The sequence below is a fragment of the Polynucleobacter sp. AP-Kolm-20A-A1 genome, assembly GCF_018688315.1.
GTDB lineage: Bacteria > Pseudomonadota > Gammaproteobacteria > Burkholderiales > Burkholderiaceae > Polynucleobacter.
The window spans coordinates 1,158,463-1,170,151 of record NZ_CP061315.1 but is presented as its reverse complement, the minus strand read 5'-3'; the positions used below and the strand labels follow the sequence as shown (position 1 = coordinate 1,170,151).

Sequence of the window (11,689 nt, the reverse complement as noted above, 5' to 3'; positions counted from 1 at the left end):
TAAAGAGAGATATTTATGAGAATCAGTAGCAATCAAATTTTCGATGCAGGCGTTCAGTCCATTCAGGATCACGCCAGTGAGGCAGTAAGATTCCAGACTCAAATTTCTTCTGGAAAAAAATACACTCAAGCCTCTGAGAATCCACAAGCTGTGACTTTGGGTTTAAAGCTGTCATTTGATAAAGCTCAATATGACATGTTTAAAACCAATCAAGAGCTGATGACTAATCGCCTTGATAACATCACTTCACAGTTGTCATCTATTTACGGTGCAATGGCTTCCTTGAAGCAAGTGGTGGTGCAGGCACAAGGTGCCTCCGGTCAAAGTGACTTAGCTGCGCTGGCACAAAAGGCAAAAAGCTTAAGTGATTCAGTAATGCAATTTAGCGCTGCCAGTGATTCATCTGGCCAGCCAATTTTGAAGCCTCTTAAAGATCCAGCAACTACTCAAACTTTCGACACTGCAATGGGTCAAGTACAAATTGAGCCAGGCATTACTGTTGCAGAAGGCATCAGCCTGTCCGAGAGCATGGGTGTTTATGTTTTAGCTTCAGATCCAACACATTACCCAAATGTCGGCGTTCCTGATGCTAGTAAACCTGTAGCTGGATATACAAACGTATTGCAAGCCGTTAAGGACGTTTCCGATGCGCTGTTGGCTGGCAATCAGCCTTCCTCAGCACAGGTGGCCGCCCTTGATGCAGCTATCACCCAGGTAAAGGCTTCCCAAGTGAAGGCTGGCCTGATGAGCAAGCAGGTGAGTAGCGCCCAGGATTCCGTGGGTGGTAAGCTTACGGACTTGGAAAATGCACGCGCAACCCTGTTAGACACTGATATTGCTGAGGCTTCAGCAGGATTGGCTCGTTCCCAAACGCTTTTACAGGCTGCCCAGAGCATTTTTGCGAAAATGCAGTCTTCATCCCTTTTTGAGAAGCTTTAACAGCTACTAGGTTCATCATGAATTTATCGATCGGTTTACTTATCGCTTTAGCCTGTATTTTTGGCGGCTATCTTGGCGTGAGCTCCATGGGTGAGACTCTCACACCAACTGTTGCAATCAATGCGCTTCATCATTTATGGCAGCCATGGGAATTTGTCATCATTATTGGCGCTGCCTTTGGAGCGATGGTTGCTTCAAACAAGGGCAGGGTACTGAAGAAAATCGGCGCTTCAATGAAGACTATTTTCGTTCCAGATTCAAATGGTTTGGCAATGAACTTAGAGTTGCTTTGCTTGATGTTTGAGCTGCTTCAAAAAGTCAATCGTCATGGCATGAAGTCAATTGAAGAAGATATTGAGGCTCCATACACCAGCCCAATCTTTGCAAAATATCCTGATGTACTAAACGATGCACGCTTAACAGGCTTTATCTCTGAGTACATGCGCATGATGCTCGGTGGCTCAATGAACTTAGGTCAGTTTGAGAGCTTGATGGAGCAAGAGATTGAAGTATTAGAGGAAGAGTTGCGCGTAGCTGCAGATGCGGTGCACACCGTGGCTGACGGCTTGCCTGCTTTTGGTATTGTGGCTGCGATTATGGGCGTAGTTATTGCCTTGCAGTCCATCAACCAGCCATCTATTGGCGAAAAGATCGCTGCTGCGATGGTGGGAACTTTCTTGGGTGTGTTGCTTTCATACTCAATCGTCACCCCATTGGCAAAGATTCTCGAACACAATGCCGATGTTGAGTTGCGTCCGTTCTCATCTGTAAAAGCAATCTTGTTGGCATACTTAAATGATTTCCCGCCGTTTGCTGCGGTAGAGTTTGGTCGTAAGGTGCTTTACTCTGACCAACGTCCAACATTTGATGATTTGGAATTGCGTACCCGCGATATTCTTCGTAGCGGCAACCGCTAATCCGATTTACTCTCATTTTTAAGAGTTGCCACTGTGCCCTTAGATCCTAAAGATCCACAACCGATCGTCTACATCATGAGACGTGCGCGCAAGCGCCAAAAAATGTCTCATGGCGGTCAATGGAAGATTGCTTATGCTGACTTCGTGACGGCGATGATGGTGTTCTTCTTGATTATGTGGATTGTGAGTATGATTCCGCAGACGCAAAAAGACAGCATTGCGGATTACTTTAAGGGTAACTCCAAGAATCAAGTTGCCGATTCAACTGCGAATGCCATTGGTGAAGATAAGTCTGATACCAAAGACGAAACCATCATTGATGATCTTGAGGAAGCTAAGGCCTATCTAGAGCGCCTGAAAGAACTCCGTAGAGAAATTGAAGCATTCATCAAAGACAACGCTGATTTGATGAAAAATAGTAACGATCTGCTGATCGAAGAAACGCCTGATGGTCTGACTATTACTTTGGCTGAAAACAAAAAGCCGATGTTTGTCTTGGGCAGCTCTACGCTTGAAGCAACTACTGCACAAGTATTGCAAAAGCTTGGCAAGCCGCTGTCATCTTCCCGCTTTAAGATTAAGGTGGAAGGGCATACGGATGGATCTGCATATCGTCCAGGTGCAACCTATACTAACTGGGAACTCTCTGCAGACCGTGCAAATGCTGCAAGACGTGAGTTGCTTGCTGGCGGCTTGTCTGAAAGCAAGATCTATGAAGTGATTGGGTATGCCGACAATAATTTATTTGTCAAAGATGATCCACGTAACCCATTAAATCGCCGTATTACGATTACTGCGTTTACACCTAAGGCAAAGGTGAAGGCTCCAAATCCGAATGCAGAAAACGAAAAAGATATTGTCTTTAAAGTAGAGCCACCAAAAGGGGCTGCACCAAGTAAGCCTTAAAAAATTTGAATAATTTTTAATATCATGAAAATTATTCTTGCTGCTCTGGTGCTATTCTCTGGATTCGCTTATGGCGGTCCGAGTGATGATGAAATTACCAAAGAAATCATCAAAGAATCGATCGCAAATTACAAAGGCATCTGTCCTTGTCCCTATAGCACCCATCCAGACGGTAGGCAGTGTGGTTATCGCAGTGCTTATTCCTCCAAAAGTGCTTCTGCACCTATTTGCTATTCCATTACCGTGACCCCAAGCATGGTTGAGGACTACAAGAAGCGCCATAAGCTCTAAAAACCGGTAGTTTCAATATTTAGAGGTATTATTTCCGGGTTGTTTCAAAGAAATGAGTTCAAGGAAATAAGCGCTTGGCAGAAGAGAATGATAAGGACGAAGAGCGGTCGTTAGACCCCACCGAGCGGCGGCTACAGAAAGCGCGTGAGGAGGGGCAGCTCCCCCAATCCAGAGACTTAACCACTTTTGCCATGCTGGCAGTTGTGCCTATGGCTTTTTTGGCATTTGGCCCGCTCTTTATGGATCAAATGGTGCGCATGGTGAAGGGCGGCTTAACCTTCGGCGATCCTAATCGTATTTTGGATGACATCTTGCTTTGGGGTTCAGGTTCTCTCCTAGCATTCTGTGGTGTGCTCCTGCTGATTGTGATTCCACTGTGGGTGATTTCTTTCTTGTCCCCATTAACGCTGGTCGCATTCAGACCCTATTTTGTATTTAAGTTCAACGGCAATCGCTTAGATCCGATTAGTGGCATGGGGCGCATGTTCTCTGTCAATACGCTGGTCGAATTGCTGAAGAATATTTTCAAAGCCTCTTTGCTGTTATCGGTTGGCCTGACTTATATGGTTGGCTTGTGGGGCAGTCTCACCATGATTGCCAATCAAGATCTTAACGTTGCTTTTGCGGAGTCCTATCGATTAATTATTTATGGGTTTCTATTTTTATTGATCCCAATGATTTTGATTGCCTTTGGAGATACTTTTTTCCAATGGTTTAATTTCCGCAAACAAATGCGTATGTCTCAAGAAGAGATGAAACAGGAGATTAAAGAGTCTGAGGGCTCCCCAGAAATGCGCGCGCGGATCCGTCAGAAGCAAAGACAGCTATCTACCTCAAGGATGATGGCGGCAATTGAAAAGGCAGACGTCGTGCTGGCCAATCCAGAGCACTATTCAGTCGCGATTCGTTATGACCAGGAGAAGATGGCTGCCCCAGTGGTTGTGGCTAAAGGCTCAGACGATATAGCGCTGCGTATTCAGGATATTGCTAAAGACCATCAAGTGCCGATTGCTCGTATTCCGCCTTTGGCGCGTTTAATGTATTCGCGCCTAGAAATTGGCGAGGCTATTCCATTTCAATTGTTTGAGGCAGTGGCAAAAGTATTAGCCTGGGCTTATGAGATGAAGCAAGAAGCTGGCAGCCTTGATTTACCAGATGTTGGACCACTTCCAGATTTAGAGCCTACCAAGTTCCAGCGGGCTAGGGCTTAAATTCGGTTTTTATCGTCCACTGGCGCAACAGCTGGAGAAACGATTTCTTCGCCATCTTGCAGTGACTGAGTAGTAGAAGGCGCGCTAGGACGACACACTTTATTAAATAAGATCTGATCAAAGCTATTGGGTTCGACGGCACGCCATTTAGCGTAGCTACTGGTGCTAATGAGTGGAAAGCCAGGAATAGGATAGCCTTCACCCATTTCTTCAGTCATAAAGCTAAAGGCCAGCGTTCTCACTTGAGAGTTAAGGCAGTTATTCTCCAAGAAGATTTTCTTGGATCGGGTAACTTTATTTCCGAGAGGAAGCGCCTTCTTGTAATTTTGTAGCGCCCACACTTTTACAAGCTGACCTTCAGGCTGCAATGAGGCGGCATCATAGTAAGCCCCTTTTTCCTCATCGATTGCGGTCCATTCTGCTGCAGCGTGAAAGCTGGTCAGTAGTAAAGCAATGAGCAGGGAGAAGTGAATTTTTTTCATGGGCCATTAAGTCTGTTGGGGCTAATGGGCATTTTAGATTAAATCATTGTGACCATGGGGTTTTCGTTACACTAATCAGTAGTTTGAGCCCATTTGTAGGCTCAAATCCTCCAAAATCTTTCATGACCCCAGCCAATACTCCTGAAGCACCCGGAATTGAGATAACCCCTGACTATCAGGCGGTCATAGAGGCTATTGAGCGTCACGATCCCTATATCTTTGTTAGTGGTAAAGCTGGCACAGGCAAAACTACCCTCATTGGGTATTTGCGCGACACGATTCCAGGCAATGTTGTAGTGGTGGCGCCTACAGGCGTAGCCGCACTTCAGGTGAAGGGAGTGACAATTCATTCTTTTTTCCGTCTGCCACCACGCTTAATTTTTCCGGAAGAAGATATTAAGCCGCTGCGGGATAAGCGCCTCTACAAAGATATTCGTTTGCTGATCATTGATGAGATTTCTATGGTCCGCGCTGACGTTGTGGACGCAATGGATTTATTTTTGCGCGAGAACGGTCCGCAAAGAGGTAAACCCTTCGGCGGTATTCAGGTGATGTTTGTTGGGGACTTATTTCAGCTGCCGCCGGTGGTTTCTAGCTCTGATATGCAAGTATTGGCTGATCGAGGATATGAGGGCCCATATTTTTTCTGCGCAATGGCACTGCATCGCAAAGATGTAACGATGGTGGAGCTCTCTAAGATCTTTCGCCAAAAAGACGAGCACTTTGCAAGCCTATTAAATCGAATTCGGATCAATCACGATGTTGATGAGGCAATTGATACTCTGAATGCTCAGTGTTTCAGAGCAAACCAAGAGGTAGATGAAGAAACCATTACCCTGACTACTACCAATGCAAGAGCGGATCAAATTAACGGCGCAGGTCTGCGAGCCATTGACGCTGATGTCAAAGTTTATAGCGGTAAAACCACAGGCAAGTTCAATATTGATGAACGTAATCTGCCATCTGCTAATAACCTGGCCTTAAAAGTAGGCGCTAAGGTGATGTTCACAGCAACGGATCCGGGATTTCCAAAGCGCTGGGTGAATGGCACGATAGGTGTGGTGCGCGAGCTTCTGCCAGACAAGGTCAAGGTCATGGTGAAGAATGGGCCGTACTCAAATACAGTTGAAGTAATGGGGCACCAGTGGGAGTCCTACCGCTACGATCACGACATGATGTCTGGAAAAATCTCTCCCAGCATTATTGGTACTTATGTTCAGATACCACTCATGCTAGCTTGGGCAGTAACCATTCATAAGAGCCAGGGCAAGACGCTGGATAAAGTGAAGGTCGATCTTTCATCTGGCGCATTCGCATCAGGGCAGGTTTATGTTGCCTTGAGTCGCTGCAAAACAATTGAAGGTATTTCTCTGCAAAGGCCGATCGAGCCTAAGGATGTGAGTTGCGATCAGGAGATTAAGCGCTTCTACCTAAATTGTTTGCCAAATTCTCAATAGCAACATTCGCTAAGAAGTTTAAAACCCGGCAGCTAAGCCATCCCTGCGGTGATCGCTACCAGCAATGTAAGCAGAATCTGCATCATCGTTAATTTTGGCAATTGCTTGTGCGCTACCAAAGTCCAAGCTGCTGGCTGGTTGTACGGCTACTTCATGGCCTAGCGCTTTTAATCCTTCGACAACGCTTGCTGGCATCGACGCTTCAACGGTGAGCTTGCCTAAATCATCAATACGCCAGCGTGGCGAATCAGAACATGCCTGCGGATTGAGATACTCATCCACAAAGCGCATCACAAATTGAATATGACCCTGGGGTTGCATATTGCCGCCCATCACACCAAATGCCATCGTTGGTTTGCCATCTTTACTTAGGAATGCAGGAAGAATGGTGTGGAAAGGGCGCTTGCCTGGACCTACTTGATTGGGGTGTCCATCTTCCAATCGGAAGCTCATGCCGCGATTATGGAAAGCAATACCGCCTGGGGCAACAACTCCGGAGCCAAAGCCTTTGAAGTTCGATTGAATATATGAAATCATCATGCCGGATTCATCGGCTGCGCATAGATACACCGTACCACCTGAATGCGGATCACCGGCACCATAAGTGCCGGCCTTGTTGTGATCAATCATCGCTGCGCGACTAGCTAAGTAATCTCTGTTTAATAAAGAGCTTACTGGCATTTGCATAGAGCGAGCATCAGAAACGTAAGCATAGACATCGGCAAATGCCATACGCATTGCTTCAATTTGCAAATGAATGCGCTGTGCAGAGTTTGCAGGATATTGCTTGACGTTTGCTGCTTGCAAAATGCCTAAAGCAATTTGCGCGGCAATGCCTGAACCATTAGGGGGGATTTCATGGAGGGTGTAGTCGCCATAATCAAAGGCTAGCGGCTCAACCCATTCGGGCTGATTGTCTGCAAAGTCTTGCATTGTGAAGCAACCACCAGAAGCTTGTGCAAAGTCCACCATGCTTTGAGCAAGAGGGCCTTTATAGAATGATGCGCCTTCAGTGGCGGCAATTTCTTTCAGGGTCTTAGCTTGCGCTGGGTACTTCCAGATTTGACCTGCTTGCGGAGCTTTACCATCAATCAAGAATGATTCACTAAAACCAGGTTGATTCTTGAGAATCGGAATCGCTTCACGCCATTGACGTGCAATTACCGGTGATACAGGAAAGCCATTTTCCGCATAGTCAATCGCACGCTTAAATAATTGTGCGAAGGGGAGTTTGCCAAACTTGCGTGATAACTCAACCCAGCCTGCAACCATGCCAGGTACTGTGACGGTATTCCAGCCAATGAGATCCATGGCGGATTTGCCTGCAAAGTATTCCGGCGTCCAGGCAGCAGGAGCTCGGCCTGAAGCATTCAAGCCATGTATTTTTTTGCCATCCCAGAGAATTGCAAAGCCATCGCCACCTAAGCCATTCATGGTCGGCTCTACGACGGTGAGGGTGATGGCGGTTGCTAAAGCAGCATCAACAGCATTGCCACCATTCTGTAGTGCTTCTATCCCAGCTTGTGTAGCTAAGGGCTGGGAACTGGCAACCGTGTTGCGGGCGAGTACCGGAGCGCGGCCACCGCCAAAGGGAGGAGAAATCAACATAAGTGCTTATCTATTTAATGGCTTAATCAACTTTAATATTTGCTGACTTTACTACCTTCTCCCATTTGTTGGCTTCAGAGGCGGTAATTAGTCCTAACTGCTCTGAGTTTGCAAATTGTGGATGGATGCCTTGGGTTGCCATACGTGCTTTGAAATCTGGATTGGTCAAAATCTTCCGAATTTCTCGCTCTAACTTTGCAATGATCGCAGGTGAAGTTCCTTTTGGAACGTAAATGGCGTAAAAGTTCTCGACATCAAACTGCTTCATACCATCTTGGCCTAAAGTTGGCACATTCGGCATTAAAGGGGAACGCTCTGCTGCTGCAATAGCAATAGGGCGTAGCTTGCCGCTCTGAATATGAGGCAGGGAGGCGGTCACACTATCAAACATCATGAGCGTATTGCCAGCAATCAAGTCAGGCAAAGCAAAGCTGCTACCTTTGTAGGGAATATGTGTGCCAGTTGCGCCAATGCGCTGCATAAATAAAGTGGATTCGAGATGTGAAAGGCTGCCGTTACCTTGAGAGGCGTAATTAAATTCGCCTTTTTTGGATTTAATGAATGCAATTAACTCTGGCAAATTTTTTGCTGGCACTGTTGGGTTCACAACAATGAGATGTGGAATTGTCCCGATGAGTGCAACAGGAGCAAAATCTTTTTGTAAGTCTGCAGGCGGATTTTTAAAGAGCGCTGTTGAAATAGATTGATTGGTAAGTGCGCTAATGTGGATGGTGTAACCATCAGGGGCAGCCTTGGCAGCTGCTTGCAAGCCAATCATGCCGCCCGCACCAGGTTTGTTCTCCACCACAATCGATTGCCCAAGTGCTTCGGATAGCGGGGCAGTCACACTGCGCGCAAAAATATCGGTAGAGCCACCGGCAGGAAAAGACACCACGGCAACGATAGGCTTTTTAGGCCAATCAATATCTGGGGCTGCATAAACTGATGCGGATAAGAGTAGTCCGCCAACTAAACCAATGGATAGAGATTTAAATACTTTCATTTTTGTGTCCATGAATGTGATCAGTTATATAGTAGTAGAAAATTGCGTAAGTGGTTTAGATCAAGAAAACTAAAAAATATGACAACAAGCAAAACAGAGACAAAACATAGCAGTGTCAACGGTGGCGGAATTGATATGTCAGCCTACTGGATACCGTTCACACCAAATCGCTACTTTCATCAGCATCCTAAGATCATGCAGTCTGCTAAGGGAGCTTACTACTTTGACGATCAGGGTCGAAAGTTATTTGATGGTTTATCGGGCCTTTGGTGCTCCCCTTTAGGGCATGCTGATCCACGTATTGGTGCAGCTATTCAAAAGCAATATGAAACCATGGACTATTGCCCAGCATTCCAGATGGCCAGTGAAGCAACATTTCGTCTGGCTAGTCGTATTGCGGCGATGGCGCCAAAGGGATTGGATAAGGTGTTCTTTACCAATTCTGGCTCAGAAGCAGTCGATACGGCCTTGAAGATTGCTATTGGCTATCACCGTGTCATGGGTAATGCCTCACGCACGCGCATGATTGGTCGTGATCGCGCTTATCACGGCGTCGGCATGGGTGGAATTTCAGTGGGCGGCATGGTTGCCAATCGCAAGATGTTCGCCAGCATGATGATGCCTGGCGTTGATCACTTGCCGCATACCTTGAATCTCTCTCAAATGGCTTTTTCAAAAGGTCAACCAACTTGGGGCGCTCACTTAGCTGATGAATTAGAAAAGATTGTTGCGCTTCATGATGCCAATACGATTGCTGCGGTTATCTTGGAGCCTGTACAAGGATCAACTGGAGTGATTGTTCCTCCCGAAGGTTACTTGCAAAAGATTCGTGAGATTTGTACTAAGCACGGCATCTTATTGATATTTGATGAAGTCATTACAGGCTTTGGTCGTTTGGGTGCCAACTTTGGCGCTGATCGATTTGGGGTTGTGCCAGACATGATTACTTTCGCTAAGGCTATTACAAATGGCGTAATTCCATTGGGCGGCGTCATCGTGAGAGGTGATATCTACGACAGCATTATTGCGAACGGTGGGCAAGAGCAGGCTATTGAGTTCTTCCATGGCTACACCTACTCAGGCCATCCAATACCTACAGCTGCAGGACATGCCGTCTTGGATATTTTTGAATCTGATGATTTGGTCAATCGCGCAAAAGCATTAGAGCCGGTTCTTGAAAATGGTTTGCATGCCCTGAAGGGTAAATCGGGAATTCTGGATATTCGCAATATGGGTTTATCTGGTGCAGTGGATCTAGACCCTGTTCCAGGCAAGCCAGGCCTACGCTCAATGAAAGTATTGGAAGCCTGCATTGAAAGAGGTGCGCTTGTGCGAGTAGCAGGTGACTGCATTGCTGTTGGCCCACCATTCATCTCTAAACCAGAAGAGGTTGAGTTTCTCTGTAGCGCACTGAGTGATGCAATTGATGCGGCAATGAAGGTGAATTAACCACGCCTGCCATTAATGATAAAAATGAAAAAAATGCATAACCCTCCGCATCCAGGTCTTACGTTGCGAGACGATATTCTTCCTGCTCTTGGTATTACCGTAACCGCTGCTGCAGAGCAGTTGGGGGTTACCAGGGCCGCTTTATCTCGAGTGCTAAATGCAAAGGCAGCAATTTCACCAGAGATGGCATTGAGAATCGAGGCATGGTTAGGCGTTGAAAATGGCGGCAGCGCCAGTATTTGGCTGGCTCAACAGTCTGCTTACGACTTGTGGAAAGCAAGAAAGACCATTAAGCCCAAAGTGAAGCAAGTACAAATTCCGGAGTTGTTGGCCGCATAAAAAGTTAGCGATTCAATATGTGATAAATCACCGGTATCGCTACCGCACTGATTACCCCGTTCATTCCCATTGCTAGGCTTGCATAAGTACCTGCCTCCGGATGAATGCTAAAGGCCCGTGATGTGCCAATACCGTGGGCGCCAATACCAATCGCAAAACCGCGTTGCCACCAGCGCTTCATACCCAGAGCATTGAGTACAAAGGGCGCCAAAATAGCCCCCAAGATTCCGGTGCTGACAGCAAAGATGGCGGTTAAGGTTGGAGACACCCCAATGCGTTCAGCAATACCCATTGCAATCGGTGCCGTGACGGACTTGGGATACATTGCGCCAGTGATGCTAGAGTCTGCGCCCAGCAGGGTTGCAATTCCTACAGCGCTAATAATCGAAACCAAGCCGCCAGTGCAAAGCGAAGCAATTAGTGGGATGGATCTACCCTTGAGACTGCTTAGGCCACGATAGATAGGGATTGCTAAAGAGACTGTTGCGGAGCCCAAGAGAAAGTGAATAAATTGAGCGCCCTCAAAGTAAGTTGAGTAGGGCATTTCAATAAGCTGTATGGCGCTTGCAACTAATAAGATGGCAATGGCAACAGGGTTGGCCAAAGGATTCTGTTTGCTTGCTTTGTAAATCGACAGGCCGATCTGATATGCAGCAAGGGTAATGAAGAGCGCAAAGAGTGGGCTGCCAGAAAGGTAAACCCAGATTTCAACAATAGAGTGCTTCTCAGTCATGATCGAGACCCCTACTCAAAAAGCGTGCAACTAGGGCAGCCGATGCGATCGTGAGAATGACGCTGCCAACCAATGCGCTAATAATTGCCAAAGCGTTGGCCTGAAGTTGCGGCAGAAAGAGCACTACACCTACAGCTGCTGGCACAAACAGCAAGCCGAGATACTGGCTAAAGCCGTCGGCAACCATTGCCAAATCAGCCTGAATGCCCTTACGTAGGACAAGCCATAAGACCAGGAGAACAAGGCCAATTACTGGCCCCGGCAGGGTGGGTAGCAAGAACTTGGATACAAGCTCCCCAAGACTTTGAAATAACAGGATTTGTACGAAGCCGAAGATCATCATCCGATCTTACT

13 protein-coding genes are annotated in these 11,689 nt (G+C 46.7%); 8 read left to right on the top strand and 5 right to left on the bottom strand.

Annotated features, from left to right (window positions below; genetic code table 11):
• The first annotated feature begins 15 nt into the window (after nucleotides 1-15).
• The 5 genes from C2745_RS05835 to C2745_RS05815 all read left to right on the top strand — a co-directional run bounded on the left by C2745_RS05835 (nucleotide 16) and on the right by C2745_RS05815 (nucleotide 4,264).
• On the top strand, nucleotides 16-939 hold the full coding sequence (locus C2745_RS05835; RefSeq protein ID WP_215383440.1) for a flagellin: 924 nt from the start codon (nucleotides 16-18) through the stop codon (nucleotides 937-939).
• Nucleotides 940-956: 17 nt separating this feature from the next.
• Nucleotides 957-1,856 carry a flagellar motor stator protein MotA gene (motA, locus tag C2745_RS05830; protein WP_215383439.1) on the top strand — a complete coding sequence of 300 codons (900 nt, stop codon included), beginning with the start codon at nucleotides 957-959 and terminating at the stop codon, nucleotides 1,854-1,856.
• A gap of 33 nt (nucleotides 1,857-1,889) precedes the next feature.
• Nucleotides 1,890-2,762, top strand: coding sequence for a flagellar motor protein MotB (locus tag C2745_RS05825; RefSeq protein WP_215383438.1), 873 nt, complete (start codon nucleotides 1,890-1,892; stop codon nucleotides 2,760-2,762).
• Nucleotides 2,763-2,786: 24 nt separating this feature from the next.
• Complete coding sequence (locus C2745_RS05820) at nucleotides 2,787-3,053, top strand: hypothetical protein (protein ID WP_215383437.1); 267 nt, start codon at nucleotides 2,787-2,789, stop codon at nucleotides 3,051-3,053.
• Between the two features lie 74 nt (nucleotides 3,054-3,127).
• Nucleotides 3,128-4,264 (top strand): flagellar biosynthesis protein FlhB, encoded by a 1,137-nt coding sequence (locus tag C2745_RS05815; RefSeq protein ID WP_215383436.1) that lies wholly within the window; start codon nucleotides 3,128-3,130, stop codon nucleotides 4,262-4,264.
• Here the strand turns inward: C2745_RS05815 and C2745_RS05810 are convergent.
• Nucleotides 4,261-4,746 carry a surface-adhesin E family protein gene (locus tag C2745_RS05810; protein ID WP_215383435.1) on the bottom strand — a complete coding sequence of 162 codons (486 nt, stop codon included), beginning with the start codon at nucleotides 4,744-4,746 and terminating at the stop codon, nucleotides 4,261-4,263. The two genes, C2745_RS05815 and C2745_RS05810, sit on opposite strands and share 4 nt — an antisense overlap.
• Before the next feature lie 122 nt (nucleotides 4,747-4,868).
• Between C2745_RS05810 and C2745_RS09700 the strand changes: the two genes are divergently transcribed.
• On the top strand, nucleotides 4,869-6,203 hold the full coding sequence (locus C2745_RS09700; protein WP_215383434.1) for an ATP-dependent RecD-like DNA helicase: 1,335 nt from the start codon (nucleotides 4,869-4,871) through the stop codon (nucleotides 6,201-6,203).
• An 18-nt stretch (nucleotides 6,204-6,221) separates the two neighbouring features.
• Here the strand turns inward: C2745_RS09700 and C2745_RS05800 are convergent, their stop codons facing one another.
• Nucleotides 6,222-7,811, bottom strand: a complete 1,590-nt coding sequence (locus C2745_RS05800; protein WP_215383433.1) for a gamma-glutamyltransferase family protein — start codon at nucleotides 7,809-7,811, stop codon at nucleotides 6,222-6,224.
• 22 nt (nucleotides 7,812-7,833) lie between these two features.
• On the bottom strand, nucleotides 7,834-8,826 hold the full coding sequence (locus C2745_RS05795) for a tripartite tricarboxylate transporter substrate binding protein (RefSeq protein ID WP_215383432.1): 993 nt from the start codon (nucleotides 8,824-8,826) through the stop codon (nucleotides 7,834-7,836).
• 66 nt (nucleotides 8,827-8,892) lie between these two features.
• On the opposite strand from C2745_RS05795, the gene C2745_RS05790 reads away from it, so the two are divergent.
• Nucleotides 8,893-10,263: an aspartate aminotransferase family protein gene (locus C2745_RS05790; RefSeq protein ID WP_215383431.1), complete on the top strand. Its 1,371-nt coding sequence runs from the start codon at nucleotides 8,893-8,895 to the stop codon at nucleotides 10,261-10,263.
• Nucleotides 10,264-10,287: 24 nt separating this feature from the next.
• Nucleotides 10,288-10,602 (top strand): HigA family addiction module antitoxin, encoded by a 315-nt coding sequence (locus C2745_RS05785; protein WP_215383430.1) that lies wholly within the window; start codon nucleotides 10,288-10,290, stop codon nucleotides 10,600-10,602.
• Between the two features lie 4 nt (nucleotides 10,603-10,606).
• On the opposite strand, the gene C2745_RS05780 is transcribed toward C2745_RS05785, so the two are convergent.
• Together C2745_RS05780 and C2745_RS05775 are read right to left on the bottom strand one after the other, a co-directional pair.
• Nucleotides 10,607-11,335 (bottom strand): LrgB family protein, encoded by a 729-nt coding sequence (locus C2745_RS05780; protein WP_215383429.1) that lies wholly within the window; start codon nucleotides 11,333-11,335, stop codon nucleotides 10,607-10,609.
• A complete protein-coding gene (locus C2745_RS05775; RefSeq protein WP_215383428.1) occupies nucleotides 11,328-11,678 on the bottom strand; it encodes a CidA/LrgA family protein in 351 nt (116 codons plus the stop codon). Before C2745_RS05775 ends, C2745_RS05780 begins: the two co-directional genes overlap by 8 nt.
• Between the last annotated feature and the right edge of the window lie 11 nt (nucleotides 11,679-11,689).

What these genes read in the sequence shown, in the direction of transcription:
- C2745_RS05775 (WP_215383428.1), bottom strand. Translation starts at nt 11,678, where the DNA reads ATGATGATCTTCGGCTTCGTACAAATCCTGTTATTTCAAAGTCTTGGG.
- C2745_RS05810 (WP_215383435.1), bottom strand. Translation starts at nt 4,746, where the DNA reads ATGAAAAAAATTCACTTCTCCCTGCTCATTGCTTTACTACTGACCAGC.
- motA (WP_215383439.1), top strand. Translation starts at nt 957, where the DNA reads ATGAATTTATCGATCGGTTTACTTATCGCTTTAGCCTGTATTTTTGGC.
- C2745_RS09700 (WP_215383434.1), top strand. Translation starts at nt 4,869, where the DNA reads ATGACCCCAGCCAATACTCCTGAAGCACCCGGAATTGAGATAACCCCT.
- C2745_RS05835 (WP_215383440.1), top strand. Translation starts at nt 16, where the DNA reads ATGAGAATCAGTAGCAATCAAATTTTCGATGCAGGCGTTCAGTCCATT.
- C2745_RS05820 (WP_215383437.1), top strand. Translation starts at nt 2,787, where the DNA reads ATGAAAATTATTCTTGCTGCTCTGGTGCTATTCTCTGGATTCGCTTAT.
- C2745_RS05780 (WP_215383429.1), bottom strand. Translation starts at nt 11,335, where the DNA reads ATGACTGAGAAGCACTCTATTGTTGAAATCTGGGTTTACCTTTCTGGC.
- C2745_RS05790 (WP_215383431.1), top strand. Translation starts at nt 8,893, where the DNA reads ATGACAACAAGCAAAACAGAGACAAAACATAGCAGTGTCAACGGTGGC.
- C2745_RS05795 (WP_215383432.1), bottom strand. Translation starts at nt 8,826, where the DNA reads ATGGACACAAAAATGAAAGTATTTAAATCTCTATCCATTGGTTTAGTT.
- C2745_RS05785 (WP_215383430.1), top strand. Translation starts at nt 10,288, where the DNA reads ATGAAAAAAATGCATAACCCTCCGCATCCAGGTCTTACGTTGCGAGAC.
- C2745_RS05800 (WP_215383433.1), bottom strand. Translation starts at nt 7,811, where the DNA reads ATGTTGATTTCTCCTCCCTTTGGCGGTGGCCGCGCTCCGGTACTCGCC.